This window comes from Rickettsiales bacterium (genome assembly GCA_029252805.1).
Lineage (GTDB): Bacteria > Pseudomonadota > Alphaproteobacteria > Rickettsiales > JALZUV01 > JALZUV01.
Window position 1 is genome coordinate 90,329 of record JAQXAR010000025.1, and the last position, 19,163, is coordinate 109,491.

Annotated in this window: 11 protein-coding genes; 8 read left to right on the top strand and 3 right to left on the bottom strand. The window is 48.4% G+C overall.

Features of this window, described 5'->3' with window-relative positions; genetic code table 11:
• The first annotated feature begins 99 nt into the window (after nt 1-99).
• From P8P30_05210 to P8P30_05220, 3 genes are all read left to right on the top strand, one after another.
• Nucleotides 100-2,193, top strand: a complete 2,094-nt coding sequence (locus P8P30_05210; protein ID MDG1286948.1) for a hypothetical protein — start codon at nt 100-102, stop codon at nt 2,191-2,193.
• An 84-nt stretch (nt 2,194-2,277) separates the two neighbouring features.
• Nucleotides 2,278-4,137: a trehalase family glycosidase gene (locus P8P30_05215; protein MDG1286949.1), complete on the top strand. Its 1,860-nt coding sequence runs from the start codon at nt 2,278-2,280 to the stop codon at nt 4,135-4,137.
• Nucleotides 4,138-4,148: 11 nt separating this feature from the next.
• Nucleotides 4,149-5,618, top strand: coding sequence for a YdiU family protein (locus P8P30_05220; GenBank protein MDG1286950.1), 1,470 nt, complete (start codon nt 4,149-4,151; stop codon nt 5,616-5,618).
• A gap of 5 nt (nt 5,619-5,623) precedes the next feature.
• Here the strand turns inward: P8P30_05220 and P8P30_05225 are convergent, their stop codons facing one another.
• Nucleotides 5,624-9,178 (bottom strand): autotransporter domain-containing protein, encoded by a 3,555-nt coding sequence (locus P8P30_05225; protein ID MDG1286951.1) that lies wholly within the window; start codon nt 9,176-9,178, stop codon nt 5,624-5,626.
• A 140-nt stretch (nt 9,179-9,318) separates the two neighbouring features.
• Nucleotides 9,319-10,914 (bottom strand): O-antigen ligase family protein, encoded by a 1,596-nt coding sequence (locus tag P8P30_05230; protein ID MDG1286952.1) that lies wholly within the window; start codon nt 10,912-10,914, stop codon nt 9,319-9,321.
• 599 nt (nt 10,915-11,513) lie between these two features.
• On the opposite strand from P8P30_05230, the gene P8P30_05235 reads away from it, so the two are divergent.
• Complete coding sequence (locus P8P30_05235) at nt 11,514-12,578, top strand: hypothetical protein (GenBank protein ID MDG1286953.1); 1,065 nt, start codon at nt 11,514-11,516, stop codon at nt 12,576-12,578.
• Here P8P30_05235 and P8P30_05240 read toward each other — a convergent pair.
• Entirely contained in the window at nt 12,575-13,933 is a 1,359-nt protein-coding gene (locus P8P30_05240) for a formimidoylglutamate deiminase (GenBank protein ID MDG1286954.1), read from the bottom strand. The two genes, P8P30_05235 and P8P30_05240, sit on opposite strands and share 4 nt — an antisense overlap.
• Nucleotides 13,934-13,961: 28 nt before the next feature.
• Between P8P30_05240 and hutI the strand changes: the two genes are divergently transcribed.
• The 4 genes from hutI to P8P30_05260 are packed head-to-tail and all read left to right on the top strand — an operon-like array spanning nt 13,962 to nt 19,156.
• Nucleotides 13,962-15,173 (top strand): imidazolonepropionase, encoded by a 1,212-nt coding sequence (hutI, locus tag P8P30_05245; GenBank protein MDG1286955.1) that lies wholly within the window; start codon nt 13,962-13,964, stop codon nt 15,171-15,173.
• The gene (hutH, locus tag P8P30_05250) at nt 15,170-16,702 is read left to right on the top strand and encodes a histidine ammonia-lyase (protein ID MDG1286956.1); all 1,533 of its coding nucleotides are present in this window, start codon (nt 15,170-15,172) and stop codon (nt 16,700-16,702) included. The genes hutI and hutH overlap by 4 nt, the downstream gene beginning before the upstream one ends.
• The gene (gene hutG, locus P8P30_05255; protein ID MDG1286957.1) at nt 16,699-17,505 is read left to right on the top strand and encodes an N-formylglutamate deformylase; all 807 of its coding nucleotides are present in this window, start codon (nt 16,699-16,701) and stop codon (nt 17,503-17,505) included. Before hutH ends, hutG begins: the two co-directional genes overlap by 4 nt.
• Nucleotides 17,477-19,156: a urocanate hydratase gene (locus P8P30_05260; GenBank protein MDG1286958.1), complete on the top strand. Its 1,680-nt coding sequence runs from the start codon at nt 17,477-17,479 to the stop codon at nt 19,154-19,156. Before hutG ends, P8P30_05260 begins: the two co-directional genes overlap by 29 nt.
• The last annotated feature ends 7 nt before the right edge of the window (nt 19,157-19,163 follow it).

Below are 19,163 nucleotides of genomic sequence, written 5' to 3' on the forward strand. Positions count from 1 at the left end.
TTAGAAATTTTACATCTTGTCATATTATTTTAACATTTCTTTAGGAATCACCGTGATAAAGTGTTTGCAGAGAAAATTTTAATTCGGAGAGATGAAATAGTGCCTAATTCAAAGACTGATGCGAAAATAAATGTAACTGCTATTGCTTATAAACAGGGCGATGCCCCGTCAGGTGGGATGGGTGTTGTTGCGAAGGCAACCGGTGCGAAGACGTTGTTTGGAGCAAACCCCACGGGTGTTGATGATGACCTTTGGAATCGCCACAGCTTGTACAATAGCCGTGGTGCTTATGTTTCAAAAGAGGTTGCAGAAGGGCAAGAGTTTGAGATTATTAATTTTGATGTGCCAGAATCTGCTCGCAAAATGCATTATGATTTCTCAAATGAGATCATCTGGCCGCTTATGCACTCAATGAAAATTGAGACAAGCTGTACGGTGGATGAAATAGAAGATCTATACACTGGCTATATGTATTATAATGATCTGCAAAATAAGGCATTGGCCGATTACTCAACAGGAAATTTAACGGATAAGGCCGGGCAGCCTTTAACAACCAAGCGTGAACCTCTTGATCCTAAAAAAGATCAAATGTGGGTGCATGATTACCAATCAATCAATGTGCCAGGCACTGCTTTTAGTTGGCATATTCCATTTCCGACACTTGAGCATTTTCAGCAAACCACGTTCGAAGGCGGAAAGCGAGATGAGCAAGGGGAGTATGAGGTAGATGAAAATGGAATCAAGAAGGTTTTTGAGATTCCAATTTTAGAAACTGGATTCTTTAATGATTACATTGGATCATTGGCAAATATTCCTTTGAAGAGTTTTCAGCGTCCACAAGATCAGATTAATTTGCTGATGCTAATGGCGTATATTGATCCGGAGTTTAGTAAAGAGAATCCTGAATTATTGGGAGAGTTCGATATTAATGATCCAAAGCAATATGACGATATTCGTGAAAAACTTTCCGAGCATGTGAAAACAGGGTCACTTACAAAAATAAAATTTAAGGGTAATAATGTTTCAATGGTATCGGTACCCGTGGGTATTGACGTTGATAAAATGCTTGAAGCGGCTGAAAGTCGGTTCTCACCAGAACAGCAATTCAAAACAGTCTTAGATAAAGACGCGGTCTTTAAAGCGGTGATTGGTAAAGATGATCAAGGCAAAAACGTACTTTATAATGGCGTAGGAGAGAATTTTACGCCGTTAGATCCCAAGGAATATAAAGATAAAGATCTCACTTTGAATGAGATTGTCGAAAGTGTTGAAGGCCGAAATTGGATGCTAGCTATTCATCGCAATGACTACACGAAAGGGTCAGAAGAAATGCTTCTGGCTGCCAAGAAGTATTTTGAAGAAGAGCCTGAACGTGCCCTAACAGATACGTTCTTCTGTGTTTTGCAGCCGACCCGCATCGGGGTGCCTGGATATGAAGACTATGCTAACGGTGTGTTAAACCTTATTACGAGCATCAAGATTGATTTAGTGAGTGCTGGTATTTCGCAAAAAGATGCCGACAAAGCGTTTGCGGTGGTTCCGCAAGGTGTTGAACGAGAAGATGTGATGCGTCTCATGAATCGTGATGAGGCAAAGGTCTATTTGGCGCCATCATTTAAAGATGGTTATGCGTTGATGCCGACAGAATTTGTGGCGGCTAATATCAATACAAAACAGGCTAAGGGTGTTATCTCAACCAGTGGTGCGGGCAATAGTGAAGTGCTGTGGAATGGTCAAACAGATGAGAAGAGAAAAGGTGCGCATATTATCGACATGCCTAAAGCAGCGGATAAGGGGCAGTTGAATGAGCCGAAAATTGAGGAAAACATTTCTAACCAAATACTGGATTCTATAAAATTCATTCTAGACCCACAGAATGCAAAAAAAGTGAAAGAAGATTTCGATTTTATGGGATGTCAAGTTTTGGATTTTGATGCCGGGCACTTTAACGATACGATTCAAGGTCATTACCAAGAGGCCATCGAGCATGCCGGGGGTGACTTGCTCGATAAGTCACATGGTGAAGCTCAGCGTCGTGATAGGGGTGAACCTATTACGAAAGAAAATGCACCCCTTGGCACGCCATTTACTCCAGGGAAGCTGGTGCAAGCCTATGACCCTGCGCCCTATGCGGAAAAAATCGAGAAAGCTAAGATGGATCTGAAAGCCGGTACCGGGAAGCTTACCCGTTAAAAGCATTTGCATTTTTGAACGCATAACGTATTAGCTCATTCTCTGTAATCTTGGGCGTCTGATGCCTGTGAGGGTAATTATATTATGTCGTCATTTATTGATACGTTTGTCCAGCTTCATGTGCCGGAATTTTTGCAAGGTATTATGGTGCGTTCTGAACATGAAGAACTCATTGAAGTGGAAGCATTGCAGTTGGAGCTTAAGCCCGCGCGTGACTATATTCACGATACGTGGAAAACGCTGATTCGTACGCATATGGATTTGTATCTTGAAGCACTGTTTGACCCCAAAGTGCCACGTGATATGCAAGCAACACGTTTGCTCTACATTGCGCATACTGAAGATGAAGAGCAGGTGCGAGAGAATCTTAAAAATGCAAAATCTGTGCTGCTTGGCCGTATTCAATTGGGCACCTTGCCTGACGTAACGAATGAAGATTTGCCTGAGGTTGAGATTCGTCGTTTGTCGCCCTTGAGCCAACCGCTTGAACTTCAGGATCACCAACATAGTTTGATGTACTTGCCCTATCCCTATGTGGTGCCCGGCCCCCGCTTTAACGAGATGTATAACTGGGATACAGCGTTTGTCGTACGTGGATTGTTAAAGGATAAGAAGTTTGATTTGGCGAAAGCCTTTGTCGAAAATATGTTTTACCAAATTGAGCATTACGGTACTATTCTTAATGGTAATCGCACCTATTATTATGATTCTAAGAAAAGCCGTAGCCAACCGCCTTTACTCATGGGTAAAGTCTGCGAAATTTACAAAAACTATCACCAACTATGTCCGCCGCAGGAAGAGTCTAAGCATCAATGGTTAAAGCGAGCGCTGGTCGCAAGTGAAACTTACTATCAGCATTGGGTAACCGCTCCTCACATCCATGAACAGAGTAGTCTTTCGATGTATAATTCGGAGCTGGGCGATCCTGCATTTGAGGTCATCCATAGCGAGAAATCACATTACGATAAAGCACTCAGCCAATTACGTGCCGTGTATGAAAAGCTAAAAGGCACTGAGCAATCGGCCACTGCAGATTATCAAGATCGTAAAGACCGTTATTATCTGCATCAATATTATGTGCCGGCGCAAAATGGGCAACCAGATTCCTTATCGGAAGCGTTTTATCGTGGCGATCGTGCGATGCGTGAGACTGGATTCGATCCTTCACGAAGGTTCGGATTCTTCAACGTAGATGTCATTAATTATCTGCCCGTTTGTTTGAACTCGCTACGTTATAAGATGGAACATGAGATGGCCGAAATGTATCGCGAATTAGTGATGCATGAGCCTGATGGAAAGAATGCAAAAGGGCAGTTTTGGTCTGAACTCTCTTCTAAATGGGAACAAAAAGCGGTGAACACTGCCAAATTAACCAATGAGTGGTTATGGGATGAGGGGCAGCAAGACGATGCGGGGAACTGGATACGCAAACCCTGTTATCACGATTACAATGTGAATGATGCGCTTTGCAAAAAATACGATGTGCCGCAATTCCGTGAGTATGATTTTGTGACTTCTTTCTATCCGATGTGGGTGGGGATTGCTTCTGAAGAGCAAGCCGCATTGCTGGTGGAGCATCTCTTGCCAAGATTGCAAACGGAGTGGGGCATTATGACCTCGTCTCGCCAAACAGGTGGGCAGTGGGATAAGCCCTTTATGTGGGCGCCTTTGGTGGTGATCGCGGTCGAAGCATTGGAGCGTTATGGTTACTATCAGCAAGCGTTAGAGATTGCTTGCGGTTTTCTTAAAATGATTGCCCAAGACTTTAAGCGTACAGGTAAATTATACGAAAAATATGATGCGCTACGCGGCACCTCTGATGTGTCTAAAATGGTCGAGATGGGGTATAGTGAGAATGTTGAAGGCTTCGCTTGGACGAACTCCGCCGTACTCGAATTGACGGAAACGGTCCATCGAATCAATGCACAAATCACTCAGACATAAGCGGTTTAAATATGTCTAAAAAAAAGACAAATGGGGGTTGGGATTTTGATCATAGTTACTCCCGACTTTCGGAAGCCTTATATACAAAGGTAAATCCAACTCCTGTGCGCGAGCCGCGTTTGGTGATTTTGAATCATGCGTTATCGGTGGAATTAGGTTTGGATTTTAAGGCAGTTTCGAATGAAGAAGCGGCAGCACTATTTTCGGGCAATGAATTACCAAATGGCGCAGAGCCTTTATCGCAAGCGTATGCGGGACATCAGTTCGGGCACTTTACATTCTTAGGCGATGGTCGTGCGCATTTGCTGGGAGAGCATATTACGCCGGCCAATGAGCGTTTCGATATTGCATTAAAAGGGTCTGGCCGTACCCCTTACGGGCGGCGCGGTGATGGCCGCGCGGCACTTGGGCCGATGCTGCGAGAATACATTATGGGCGAGGCACTGCACGCGCTTGGCATTGCGACCACGCGCAGTTTAGCGGTCGTGACGACAGGCGAGCCCGTCTACCGCGAGACGATGTTACAAGGGGCGGTTCTCACACGTGTGGCGGCGAGTCATGTGCGTGTTGGTACGTTTGAATATCTCGCAGCTGAGGGCGACAAAGAGGGCTTGAAGCAGCTCGCAGATTATGTGATTGAACGTCATTACCCGCAGGCGAGGCAAGCGGCTAATCCATATCTGGAATTGTTGAAATCAGTCATGAAGGTGCAGGCAAAACTGATCAGCGAATGGATGCGTGTGGGCTTTGTTCACGGCGTCATGAATACCGATAATATGACGATTTGTGGCGAAACGATCGATTATGGACCCTGCGCGATGCTTGATAGTTATGATGTGAATAAGGTGTTTAGTTCGATTGATCAAATGAGTCGCTATGCCTTTGGCAATCAACCGCATATTGCGCAATGGAACCTAGCACGTTTTGCCGAAACACTTTTACCGTTACTGCATGAAGAGATGGAGCAATCTATTGCGATTGCCGAAGAGACGATTCGATCCTTCAATGAGCTATTCAAGCAAGAATGGCTGCCGATGATGCGCCGAAAGTTAGGGCTGTTTGGGGATGATGCGGCGGATGCTGAGTTGATTCAGGAGTTCTTAGAATGGATGCAAAGCAACCAAGCGGATTATACCAATAGCTTCCGCGATTTGATCTCTGAAACTCTCCCCGAAGGGAAGCTTTACGGGGAGGCTAGTTTTAAGCAATGGCACGCTAAATGGCAAAAGCGGTTAGCACTAAATGATAAGCCAATCAGCGATGCTCACGAGTTAATGCGCGCCAATAATCCCGTCTTGATCCCGCGTAACCATCGGGTTGAATCAGCGCTTAATGCCGCAGAGGAAGTATCTGATTTTTCACCCTTGCACGAGCTGCTCGCGGCCTTATCGCAGCCCTATGCAGAGCAAGCTAAATACGCCGAATTCAAGAATCCACCCGCGAATTCAGAGCGCGTGTATCAAACGTTCTGCGGCACCTAAAGTCACTAGAATGGCATTCTGATGCGCAGTGCACCGGCGAGCGTATTTTGATCATCACGCGTGGTGTAATCAAGGTTGGCTCCTACGCGGACATCCGAGTGTGAATGGAAGTCAATACCGCCACCCAAGTGAACCGCATCACGCGAAACCGAGGGGCTAGTCGTCGTGAAAGAGCTCCCACCACCGACAAAGGTTGAGGTCACCGTCTGCTCATCATCACCGCCTTCATGCAAGTAACTCCCGCGAATGTAAGGCACGAGGTTGCCTTGTTCTAGCGTGTAAGGGTAGGCGAGTTTTAGGCCGGCGCTGGTCACAATACTATCCGTATCCATCTCTTGCGTATGACGGTTAAGGCCGTTACCGGTAGTCGTATAAGCCTCTTGCGAGAGGTGTGTGTATTGGACAAAAGCATTCGGCGTAATGACAAAACCCGCTGGAGTATGGATGTCATATCCCGCACCGAGGCGTGCATTATACTGCATACCGTCATAATCCGCATTGGTTTGTGTGCTGAGGAAGCCAACAGTCTCGCTCGTTTCATATTCGTTAAAGCCGAGACCGACAATACCATCAAGATAGAAGTTCTCGTTAACCATGTAGGTTCCGTAGAGGCTTGCTTGATAGTTATCAATGTCCGCGCCATCTGAGCCATTTGAACGTAAGGTTACTTCCGTCTGGCCATATCCGAGTGAAGCACCGATGCGGGTATTCGCGCTTATCCCAATATCGGCACCCATCAAGAGGCCATAGCTATTTGCATCAAAACCAGAGACGCCCTTATGCGCGCCGCGATTCACATTACTGAGGAAGGGTTGTGCCCAAACCTGCAGGTCATCGCCAAATTTTTTGTCCTGGAAGGCGTGGAGGAAATTCCCGCCTGCTAGTTGAGTCTCGCGCATGGCACGTGCATGGCCAAGGCGCGAGGTCACAATATTATTGCCCGAAGTCGTCGTGCTAAATACCGCTGAAGTCGCTCCTGCCATTGCTGCCGCATTGGGCTTGATATTGTTAATCGCTTGTACAGTCGCTGCGCCGTCTAATTCGCCAAATTGCGAGTTGATGCGGTCAAATTCAGTTGGATCTGTGACTTGCAACTCATTCATCAAACCGGAAAATCCAGCCAAAGATTGCGTGACGTTAGTGCCTGCCGCACCTCCGCCCGCAAGTGCTTGAAGCTGGATAGGACTCGCAATTTGAGCATTGAGCAGGAGGTTGCTTTGTGCCTGTGATTGGCTCGCGACCATAGTGGTTAGAATAAGGTCATCATTCACGGTAGAGGGAATGAGCGACACAAAAGCGTTGTTTGAGGTAATGTTTAAGTCATTCGGGTTGGTCACAAGGGTGCCGGCATCGACCACGATATAAGCCTCACCATTTCCGATATTTAAGCCAGATTCGAATATCGCATCAACCGATGTACCCGTCTCCAATGTTGCGGTGCCATCTACATTTAACACGCCGTTCGAATTGCCATTCACATGCAGCCGCAAGCGGCCTGTCGCGCTTTGGCTATAGTCACCGCTAAGGGTGGGAGCGTTATTAGCAGTCACTTCTAAAACACCATTATTGGCAACCGCATTGGAGCCAATTGTGCTGTGATTTGCCAGAACCGTTGCCCCATTTGCGATGCTCATATTCACATTGCCGTTAATGGCGTGGTTGAGCGTGAGTAAGCCTACATTAACATTGATATCACCGATGTTATTGAAGATTCCACGGGTGTTGAAGCTAGTGGCTGAGAAGTTGATCGTATCGTTATTCCCTTGTCCGATAATATCACCAACGATCTTGCCGTCCGTTACATTCAGCACGTCAGCGCCAGAACCGAAACGAATATCTCCGCGAATTTCACCGGCATTATTGAGGGTCATCGTATTGCTGTTGGCGCTGTTATCAATTGCGCTCTTGCCGGAAACAAGCGTGATAATTTTCCCTCCCGCTTCATTGGTAATCGAGCTTACACCCGAAGCGATATGGATTGCGTCGCCTGCAAGTGAGCGGATCGTGCCGGAGTTTGTGATTGTCTGACCGCCTTCGATAGCGATACCGTTAGCGCTTGAAACTTCAATTAAGCCGTTATTGATGATGGTTGTTCCGCTCACGTTAGAGGCCACATGAATCGCGTGTGAACCGCCAGAAGCGATCTTTCCACCGACTTCATTCGTGATCGTACTGACACCTGTTGAAACACGAATTGCCGTCCCTGTAAGTGAGCGGATGAGGCCTGAATTTGTAACCGTTTCAACAGAATTAATCGCGGAGCCTAAGGTTGCTTCATGGCGGATTTGACCTTGGTTGATTACCGTAGTGCCGCTCACGTTCGAAGTTACTTGAATGGTTGTAGCGTCTGTGCCTTTAGCAATAATTTTGCCACCTGCTGCGTTCGTGATGCTACTTACGTTCGTTGAAACGCGGATCGCATCGCCTGCAAGCGAGCGGATCGTGCCAGAATTGGTAATAGTCTTTGCGCCTTCAATGGCAATGCTATTAGCGCTTCTTGCTTCAACTAAGCCGGCGTTTGTAAGGGTGGCGTTGCTCATGCCGTCAGCAATATGAATCGTATGTGCGCCGCCAGAGGCGATCTTGCCGCCTACCTTATTGTCGAGCGTGCTAACGCCCGTGGCCACGTTAATCGCAGTGCCGGAAAGGGAGCGAATAAGGCCGAAATTTTCAATATTTCGGGCATTATTAAGGGCGGTCGATTGATTGCCTCTTGCTTCAATAGTCCCGTTATTAAGAATGGTGGAATTTACGTTAGAAGAAATATCGATGGTGTTTCGGTTATCACCGTTTGAAATGATTTTGCCGCTTGTTTCGTTTGTAATGAGGTTAGTGTTACTGGCTTGAGTGAGTTCAATCGTGTCGCCGGAGAGTGATTTAATCTCACCGAAGTTAGTAATATTCGTTGCCCCAACAATGGCGGAGCCGCCAATGCCGTGTGATTCAATTTTCCCGCCGACTTCATTGGTGATCGTACCGGTTGCCCAAGCGACGCGAATAGCATCGCCTGCAAGTGAACGGATCGTGCCGGAATTGCTAATGGTTCTGGCGCCTGCAATGGCGACTCCGCCATTGCCTTTTGCTTCAATAATGCCACGATTTGTGACGGTTGTATTGCTCGTGCCTGCCGCAACATGAATCACATGTGAGCCACCAGAGGTGATTGTGCTACCTGCTTCATTTGTAATGTTGCTAACCCCTGAAGCGACATGAATTGCCGTGCCGGAGAGTGAGCGGATAAGTCCTGTGTTCTGAATCGTTTTAACCGAATTTACCGCAATGCCATTAGAGCCATCGGCACGAACTTGGCTGCTATTAATGAGTATGCTGTTGCTTACTCCGGTGGCAACAATTGTGCTGTCGCCGCTACCGTTACCTACGATCTTTGCGTTGTTGGTGAGTGTCCCGTTATTCTGGTCATAAAGGTAAACCGCACCCACCGCCGTGGCGACATCGGTACTGTTTATGCTGCTAGCGCCAACAAGCATTTGTGCTGAGGTGCTTGCGGAAAAAGTAGAGATAGCGGTGGCTACAAACAGTGAGTAAGCGATTTTTTTCATAAGTAATGCTGTGTTTCTTAAGAGTTAACTTAGTGTCTGAGTAACATTCTTATAGAAAAAAAATGAAGTAAAAATTAAGGTTTTATTAACGATTGAAGTAGGTTTTTTGAGATTTTATGATCGACGAAAGGGGTGCGATTCTAGTGTGAGGATACATAAAAGCGCTTTTCGATACCTAACTGAACCGCCTTCTCTATACGTGCATTTGCTTTTGCCTGCTGGTTTGGTGATAGGAGTAACAGCACTTTGCCTGAATACCATAGGGCGGTAGGGTCTTGTGGAAATTCTTTCAAAACCGTTTCTGTTAAGAGGAGGATGCGTTCACCAAAATACTGTTCTTGCTTGGCCTCTTTGGCGTTATTTAACTGATTGAGAAAATACTGATAATAGGGGGCAGCGATATCTCCGCGTGAGGGGTTCGCTTTGATAGAGGACCATAAAACATGATGCCAATTGACCCTCGCTTTGGCGCGCAAATGATTCCAATGTGCGCCGGAGTAATACACGATCAAATCATTAATCATATGCGCGCGCAGGCTACGAAGCCGTGTATTTTTTGTGCTATTTTCGGGCAGAGCATTATCGAGTTGATATAAAATTTCACTAAACCAGGCGATGTCGGTTTTGCCCGTCGTAAAGGAAAGAGTACGAGTATCGCGCTTTTTATTCAGGTAATCAGCGAAATTTAAGGAAACCCACCATAAACGATGATGATCATTGGGCGCGCTGATTCGTGCGTGTGGAACACCGCTTTTAATCGCATCCATATAGGTGCGGCCTTTATGCGCATCCTGATAGTGAGTGACTGCTAAGTATAAAAAGCTTGCAGCGCTTAGGGTTAGAAGCGTTTGGAGTACGTATTTGGATTTTGCAGAAGTTTGAACTTTTGTTGTTTTAGGGGGTATCGAAACCGCGAGTGCAATGGCAAAAAAGGGCAAACAAATTCCTAACATAAACCAGGCACCTAAAAGGATAGAGAGACCTATCCAGGCCGTTCCAGCCCATATAAGGGTAGGGGGTGCATTATGGCGTATGGCCAAAAAGGGAAGTGCCGCGAAACAGATCAAACCGATCAAGCCAGTTGAATAGAGTGCTTCCAGATAGTTATTATGCGAATGAAAAGCCGTGCCGCTGGTGAAAGCCCAATTAGGCGGGGTGTTGGATACATTTGCGATAAACGGATGTGCAAAAAGTGCATCCGTGAAATGCCCCCAGCCTGCGCCCGTTAGCCAATAAGATGGATTGGCAAGGAGTGCCTCCCATGTGATAGCCCCGAATAAAACGCGCGTGCCGCTGGAGCTGTTATAGAATTGCAGGTCGCTTGGCTGTGTTCCGGTTAAAATACCATAGAGGGCTTGATACCCATCTGGCATTAAGCAGGAGAGGCTGTAAATAATCGGAATTAACGTGCCGCATAACAGTAAGCGCTTATAGCATGTCGGATCAAGTTTTTTGATCTTAATAGAGAGCAGGTAATAGGCTGTAATCGCAAATCCAATGGCACCCCATACGATCATGGCGAGCAGGCTCTCGGAGCATAAAACGATGGTGCCGCACAGGAAATAATAGGCGATGCGGTGCGTTAGTTTTTGCCAAGGGAGTAAATGGGTGAGAGTAATGAGTAAGCATAAAGCAACGAACCCCAGATAATCCGGCCAGCTGGAGGGTAGCCAGTAAGCGTCGGTGAAGCTGTTTTGTAGTAGGGCCAGCGTCAGGGCAGCGAGTGTTAAGTTCACGGCAGTGGAAAGCTTAAGATTTTGATTTTTAAGAGTGATATGAAAAGCCGAGGCGAGCAGTGTTAAGCTGAGAAACCACAAGCCACCTTGTCCTATTTCTGGAGAACCTAATAGGGAACGTAACGGGTAATCTGCGAAAAGACTGGTGCTGATAGACCAGCAAGTTAACCCCCACAAGGCAAGGCAAAGGGGGTGTTTCCAAAAATCGAGTAACCGGTGAGCATGAATGAGCGGAGCCAAGCTCAAGCTTAATATACCGCTCATTAGTAAGAGGATAAAAGTGACCGGTTCAGATTGAAACCAAATGCCAAATTGAAAGGGTCCTAGGGCGCTGACAAAGAGCCACGGAGAAAGGAAGGTAAGTCCTGTTACAACAGAGATGCAGAGTCTGAGCATATGCCATTTGCTAACATAGTTAGCGCGGGCTTGCTACTATCGTGAGAGTATGCAGCAGTTTTTACGAATGATATCTCATCGTTAATTGGGATTAACGGGTACAGAAAGTGAGTCTGTTTAGTCGTAAATCTGTGAATGTTACAATTTCGTTACGGCACTGATTTATAGTGGTTTTTTGGTTATATTTCGCGTATTATGTAGGGGTGGAAGAGTCTCAAAAGATAAAACCTGTCTCAAGCGCAGATGAGCCGGCAGCAAAGGCTGCCCCTTCACTCTATGAGAAAAATAAGCTCCGCATTGCGGGCGTCTTAAATGGCTTTGGTGATATTGCGTTATTGAAGGATGGCTATACTGACGAGTTTGATGACAAAACGAAGCGGAAAGTGGATAAAACGCACCTGAAAGTATCCGGGTGGCTTTACACTCTTGGCGCGGCGGTGATTACCTTCTTTGGTTCGGTTAATAAAGATCAGCAAGTCAAAGACCTTTCCTATCGAACCGCAGAGTTCATGAAGCAAAAAACGGGTAGTTTAACGAATGACCTGCAATCGTCTAAAATTTTAAATCGCGAATCTGGCGTCATGGCTAAGATGGCGCGCGGGCTACGTCGTCATTCAGCACAAGCGATGTTATGGTGTTACACGCTAGGTGCGGGCGCGATGCTTGCCGGTGGTATCAAAGCGTACCGCAAGCCGGGTGGAGATAAGCCGATTAGCGAAATTTTAGTGGGTGGGATGTCATTGCTAGTCAAAGCGGCTTCAATGCTATTGCCGGAAAAATCAACAACGACGGATCCTGAGCAATCAAGAATCAAAGAGACGGGTATTATTGGCTGGATTAAAGAAAAGCCGATGCGCTTGTTTGGTTATGGCTCGATGCTGACGGAAGCATTTTGGGGCTACCGCGCTTATGAAAAGAAAAAAGCAGGTAAAGACTGGAAACTCGCCGCTGCAACAGGAGGGGCTTATGCGGCTTCCGATGTGGTGATTGCGACGACAAATAAAGATGCGACCAATGCGATGGGTAGGCTTGATCAACAAGAGCAAGGCGATCTTGAAAATATGATCGCAGAAACCATTGCGCATCAAAGTGCAGAGAAGCAGGAGGCGCTTTCCCAAGAAGCGGCGACGTTCCTTGAGAAAGAAGCGGCGGTGAGTGGCAATGTAGATGAGTTGCGTCAGTCGATTATGCAGCGTGTAGAGAAGCTCCAAGATAAAGCATGGGTAGATCGCAAGGTGGAAGAGCCTGCTATGGAGTTGCAAGTCTAATCCGTTAAGTGTTTCATCGCTTTTGCAAAGGAAGCGCTAATTATCTCCCGTTTTTTGTGTCGACCCTGTTCGACCATTTTTGTGCCATTCACCCACACATCACGAATGCAGGATTTATCGCCTGCGAAAATCCAGCTATTGAGCCAATTATCGTGTCGCTTCCCAATAAGCGTAGGGTGGTTCTCATCGAGTGAGGCGATATCGCAATAGTTTCCCACCTTGATAGCGCCCATTGCCTGACCGAGCGCTTGTGCACCACCTGTAAGTGCCGCATCAAACAGTGCGCGTCCCGTCGCTTGATTATCCCCAGCGAGGCGATTGCGGCCTAGATCGCGCAAACGTTGGCTATATTCGTAGCTGCGCAGTTCTTCGGCTAAGTCGATACGGATATGGCTGTCTGAACCGATGCCCCAGCGGCCCCCTACTTGTGCGTAATCCACTCCCTCAAAGATGCCATCACCTAAGTTAGCTTCGGTGATCGGGCATAGCCCTGCGACGGCTTTACTCTTTGCCATCAATGCTAGTTCAGATGCATCCAAATGGGTCGCATGGACGAGGCACCAGCGCTCATCAACTGCGTGATGATCATAAAGCCATTGCACGGGGCGAGCGCCAGACCAGCTAAGGCAATCATCCACTTCTTTGACTTGTTCGGCGATATGGATATGGACGGGGCCAGTTGGAGTAGCATTCAGCACATGATTGAGCGTTTCAGGGGTGACGGCACGTAGCGAATGCGGCGCAATGCCTACGGTATTTCGATCGTTAGGCAGAGCGTTACGGCACGTTTCGACTAATGTTAAAAATGCATCAGGATCATTATGGAAGCGTTTCTGCGCGACTTGTGTCGGGGTGCCACCAAAGCCGCTATAGGCATAAAATACCGGCAATAAAGTTTGCGCTATGCCGGTGGTTTCGGCGGCATTCATCACTTGTTGCGCCATCTCTGTACGATTCTCATAAGCGCTGCCATCGGTTTGATGGTGCAGGTAGTGGAACTCTCCGACAGCCGTAAATCCGGCCTCCAGCATCTCGACATAAAGTTGTGCGGCGATGGCCTGTAGATCCTCGGGGCGCAGGCGCTCGACGAAGCGATACATCACTTCGCGCCATGTCCAGAAGCTATCGGTACGATCGGCGCTTGCCCATTCGCCGAGGCCTGCCATGGCGCGTTGAAACGCATGACTATGCAAATTCGCCATTCCTGCGACGCCAATATGCCCATCAATACCGTTAGCAGGCTGGCCGCTATTGGCCGTAACGGCGGTGATTAAGCCTGTATTATCGGTTTCGATAAGGACATTTTCTGCCCAACCTTCAGGCAGTAAAAGATTTGTAAAAAACAGCTGGTTCATAAGGTCTAACTATATAGAATAATCCGACATGACAAACCCTGAATCTGTAGAAACATTATTCACGCACGCCACCCTCGCCACGATGGCCGGTGACGCTGCCTATGGTTTGCTGCGTGATGCGGCGATTGGGGTGACGCAGGGCAAGATCGTGTGGATCGGTGATGTGGCAGAGGCGCCCCCCGCGCAGCAAGTTGAAGACTGTGCCGGTAAGCTGATCACCCCCGCCTTGATCGATTGCCATACGCATCTGGTGCATGGCGGCAATCGTGCCAAAGAATTTGAATTACGTTTGAACGGTGCCTCTTATGAGGAAATCGCCCGTAGTGGTGGCGGCATCCTCTCGACCGTGACGAAAACCCGCGCCGCATCGGAAGATGAGCTCGTGGCCACGGCGCTAAAACGTCTGGATCCTCTGATTGCCGAGGGGCTTGGCACGATTGAGATAAAATCTGGCTATGGTTTGGAGACTCAGAGCGAGTTGAAAATGCTTCGCGCCGCCCGTCGATTGGCAAAGGAGCGCCGAGTTCGCGTTAAAACGACTTTCCTAGGCGCACATGCGCTGCCCCCGGAATTTGCGGATAGAGCCGATGATTACATTCGTTTCGTTTGCGACGAAATGCTGCCTGCCGCCCATGCGGAAGGTTTAGTCGATGCGGTGGATGGGTTTTGCGAGAATATCGCCTTTTCGCCTGCGCAGATGGAGCGTGTTTTTGCCAAAGCGCAGGAACTTGGGCTTCCTATTAAGCTACATGCCGAGCAGCTCTCGGATTTAGGCGGTGCCGTCATGGCTGCGGGTAAAGGTGCATTATCGGTCGACCATTTGGAATATTTGAAGCCGGAAGATGCTTCGATTTTGGCTGAAAATAATACAGTAGCCGTGTTGCTACCTGGCGCTTTTTATACCTTGCGTGAAACGAAATTACCGCCAATTGAGGCGTTGCGTAAAGCCGGTGTTTCCCTAGCGATTGCGACCGATAATAATCCCGGTTCATCGCCGATCTCATCGTTGCTTTTGACCATGAACATGGCCTGCACCTTATTTCGACTGACGCCAGAGGAAGCTTTAGCGGGTTGCACTCGTGCTGCCGCTCAAGCGCTCGGTTTGCAGGATGAGATCGGCACATTGCAAGTGGGTAAAAATGCAGAATTAGCGATTTGGGATGTGAGTGAACCAGCCGAGCTTATCTATCCGCTCGGTGGGAGCTCATTGGTAAAGCGCGTAATAGGAGAGAATCGATGACATTAACCCTAACCCCCGGCTCCGTGAGTCTTGTACAGTTAGAGGAAATCTACCGTAGCGACAGGCTGTCCGTTTGCTTACATGAAGCCTGCATTCCGGCGATTGAAAATTCAGCGGCGATCGTTGCGAAAGCGGCGGCAGGTGACGTGCCTGTTTATGGCGTGAATACTGGATTCGGTAAATTAGCCAGCACGCGCATCGCGCCCGAAGATACGACGAAGCTGCAGCGTAATCTTATCCTCTCGCATTGCTCAGGTGTGGGGGAGCCGCTCGATGCACCGGTGGTACGGTTAATCATGGTGCTTAAACTTATCTCGCTAGGGCGTGGAGTTTCTGGTGTGCGATTGGAGATTACTCGACAAATTGAGAAAATGCTGGAGCGTGATGTCGTGCCGATGATTCCTGCTAAAGGGTCGGTCGGTGCCTCCGGCGACTTAGCGCCACTTGCGCATATGGCTGCTGTTATGATGGGCGAGGGCGAAGCGTTCTATGAAGGTCAGCGTTTATCCGGTGCGGATGCGCTGAAGGCTGCTGGTTTAGAGCCTGTAGTGCTGGGTGCAAAAGAAGGCTTGGGTCTGATTAACGGCACGCAAGTTTCGACTGCACTGGCGCTTATTGGCCTGTTCGATGCATGGCATTTGGCGCAACATTCTTTGGTGACGGGCGCGCTATCAACCGATGCGGCGATGGGTGCAGCGGCTCCCTTTAGAACCGAAATCCATGAGTTTCGTGGTCATAAAGGACAGCAAGATGCTGCCAGCTTCCTGCGTCATGTGTTGGACGGATCAGAGATTCTCACAAGTCATTTGCAGGGCGATGAGCGAGTGCAAGATCCGTATTGTATTCGTTGTCAACCGCAGGTGGTGGGAGCCTGCGTCGACCTGCTAAGGCAAGTCAGCAAAACGCTGGAAATTGAGGCGAATGCCGCCACCGATAATCCGCTCGTTTTTGATGATGGTACGATTGTATCGGGCGGTAACTTCCATGCAGAACCAGTGGCTTTTGCTGCTGATCAAATTGCGCTAGCGATAGCGGAATTAGGCTCAATCGCGCAACGTCGAGTCGCACTTTTGGTCGACCCTACTTTGAGCTTTGGTCTACCCGCATTCCTCAGCCCTGAACCGGGAGTGAATTCCGGCTATATGATTGCGGAGGTTACGACGGCGGCATTAATGTCTGAAAATAAACAAAAAGCCTCGTCTTGTTCGGTCGATTCAACCCCGACTTCAGCCAATCAGGAAGATCATGTTTCGATGGCGTGCCATGCAGCTTACCGGCTTATCAGTATGAATCAGAATCTCGCGCATATCATTGGTATCGAACTGCTCACAGCGGTTCAGGGGATTGAATTTCGCGCGCCATTGCAAACCAGTCCAACATTACGCAAAATCATTGATAGATTGCGCCGCAAAATCCCAACCTTGGCGCAAGATCGTTATATGGCGAATGATTTAGAGGAAGCGGCACAGATTATTTCCAGCGGTGAATTGCTCGCTGGTTTGGACGTGCAAGGAATGTTGACGCTATGAATCCTGTCGAGATAAAAGAAGGCAGCTGCCCGATAATCCTTGCCATGCCGCATAGCGGAACGTGGTTGCCGCAAGAGATATTTGCAGGCTTAAATGAGATCGGTCAAAAACTACGCGATACGGATTGGCATATTGACCGGCTTTACGATGGGCTTTTGCCTGAGGCGAGCATCGTCAAAGCGAATTTCCACCGTTACGTGATTGATGCGAATCGCGATCCTGAAGGCGTGAGCCTCTATCCCGGGCAGAATACGACCACCCTTTGCCCGACCATTGATTTCGATGGCGCACCGATTTGGCATGCGGGTAAAGAACCTGATATGGCGCAGGTTAAGCATCGTACCGAACAGTTCCACGCACCGTATCATAAGGCGTTACGTCAAATGATCGAAGTAACAAAAGCGAAATATGGCTTTGCCATTCTCTATGATTGTCATTCCATTCGCTCCGAAGCACCGTTCTTATTTGAAGGTGTATTACCCGTGCTCAACATTGGCACGAATGACAGTAAGAGCTGTTCGTCTGAAATTGAAAAACTCGTAACGGAAGCTTGCGCCGATTCATCATTTTCTCAAGTACTCAATGGTCGCTTCAAAGGCGGGTGGACGACGCGGTATTATGGCAATCCAAGCGTCGATGTTCATGCGATTCAAATGGAATTGACTCAAGCTGCTTACATGCAAGAAACTGACCCTTGGGCGTATCTGCCTGAACGTGCGGAAACCTTACGTCAAACATTACAAACATTACTCTTAAACCTTAGGAATTTTGATTATGTCTCAAACCATGAAGCATCTGCGTAAAAATACGCGTGATATCCGTGCGGCGCGCGGGTCTGAACTCAGCGCGAAGAGCTGGCTGACGGAAGCGCCTTTGCGCATGTTGATGAATAACCTTGATGCGGAAGTGGCAGAGAATCCGCATGAACTCGTGGTGTATGGCGGTATTGGCCGTGCCGCGCGCACATGGAAAGATTACGACCAAATCGTCGCTAGTTTGCAGGCACTGGAAGAGAATGAAACGCTTATCGTGCAATCAGGCAAGCCGGTTGGTGTGTTCCAAACGCATAAAGATGCGCCGCGTGTGTTAATCGCCAATTCCAACCTCGTGCCAGAATGGGCGAATTGGGATCACTTTAACGAACTCGATAAAAAAGGCCTAATGATGTACGGCCAAATGACAGCGGGCTCGTGGATTTATATCGGCACGCAAGGCATTGTACAGGGCACCTATGAGACCTTTATGGAAGCCGGGCGTCAGCATTATGATGGCGATCTAACAGGTAAATGGATTCTCACCGGCGGTCTTGGCGGCATGGGCGGCGCGCAGCCACTCGCGGCGGTGATGGCAGGCGCCTGTTGCCTCGCCGTGGAATGTAACGAAGACAGTATCGATTTTCGTCTACGCACACGTTACGTCGATGAAAAAGCCAAAACGCTCGACGAGGCGTTGGAAATGATCAATCGTTGGACCGCAGCGGGTGAGGCGAAGTCGGTAGGCTTGCTTGGCAATGCAGCGGATGTATTCACAGAAATTGCGAAGCGCGAAATCCGTCCCGATATTGTGACCGATCAAACCTCCGCGCATGATCCAATTAATGGTTATCTGCCGCAAGGTTGGACGATGGCGCAGTGGAAAGAAAAGCGCGAGACAGATCCAAAGGCGGTGGAAGTTGCCGCACGCGCTTCCATGAAAAACCAAGTGGCAGCGATGCTTGAATTTTGGAATCGTGATATCCCGACCCTCGATTACGGCAATAATATTCGCCAAGTCGCGCTGAATGAAGGGTTGGAGAATGCGTTCGATTTCCCTGGTTTTGTGCCGGCTTATGTCCGTCCACTTTTCTGTCAAGGTATTGGGCCATTCCGCTGGGTTGCTCTTTCAGGAGATCCAGAGGATATTTACAAAACCGATGCGAAGGTGAAAGAGCTTCTGCCCGATAATAAACATCTGCATAACTGGTTGGATATGGCACGCGAGCGTATCGACTTCCAAGGGCTTCCAGCCCGCATCTGTTGGGTGGGTTTGGGTGATCGTCACCGCCTAGGGCTTGCTTTTAACGAGATGGTAGCCTCAGGCGAATTATCCGCCCCCGTCGTAATTGGCCGTGATCATTTGGATTCCGGCTCCGTCGCCTCGCCCAATCGTGAGACAGAAGCGATGAAAGATGGTTCAGATGCGGTTTCGGACTGGCCCTTATTAAATGCGCTACTTAACTGCGCATCAGGCGCGACATGGGTATCACTGCATCATGGTGGTGGCGTGGGGATGGGTTATTCGCAGCATTCCGGTATGGTGATTTGCGCCGATGGTTCCGAGGATGCTGCCCGCCGTATTGAGCGTGTTTTATGGAATGATCCGGCGACCGGTGTGATGCGTCACGCCGATGCTGGCTACGAGATCGCCCGTGATTGTGCGAAAGAAAAAGGCCTTAAACTGCCAGCAATTTTATAAGGAAAAG

Bases quoted from the DNA above. Each gene is read 5' to 3' on its own strand.
- P8P30_05225 (MDG1286951.1), bottom strand. From the start codon at position 9,178: ATGAAAAAAATCGCTTACTCACTGTTTGTAGCCACCGCTATCTCTACT.
- hutG (MDG1286957.1), top strand. From the start codon at position 16,699: ATGAATCCTGTCGAGATAAAAGAAGGCAGCTGCCCGATAATCCTTGCC.
- P8P30_05260 (MDG1286958.1), top strand. From the start codon at position 17,477: ATGTCTCAAACCATGAAGCATCTGCGTAAAAATACGCGTGATATCCGT.
- P8P30_05220 (MDG1286950.1), top strand. From the start codon at position 4,149: ATGTCTAAAAAAAAGACAAATGGGGGTTGGGATTTTGATCATAGTTAC.
- hutI (MDG1286955.1), top strand. From the start codon at position 13,962: ATGACAAACCCTGAATCTGTAGAAACATTATTCACGCACGCCACCCTC.
- P8P30_05240 (MDG1286954.1), bottom strand. From the start codon at position 13,933: ATGAACCAGCTGTTTTTTACAAATCTTTTACTGCCTGAAGGTTGGGCA.
- P8P30_05215 (MDG1286949.1), top strand. From the start codon at position 2,278: ATGTCGTCATTTATTGATACGTTTGTCCAGCTTCATGTGCCGGAATTT.
- hutH (MDG1286956.1), top strand. From the start codon at position 15,170: ATGACATTAACCCTAACCCCCGGCTCCGTGAGTCTTGTACAGTTAGAG.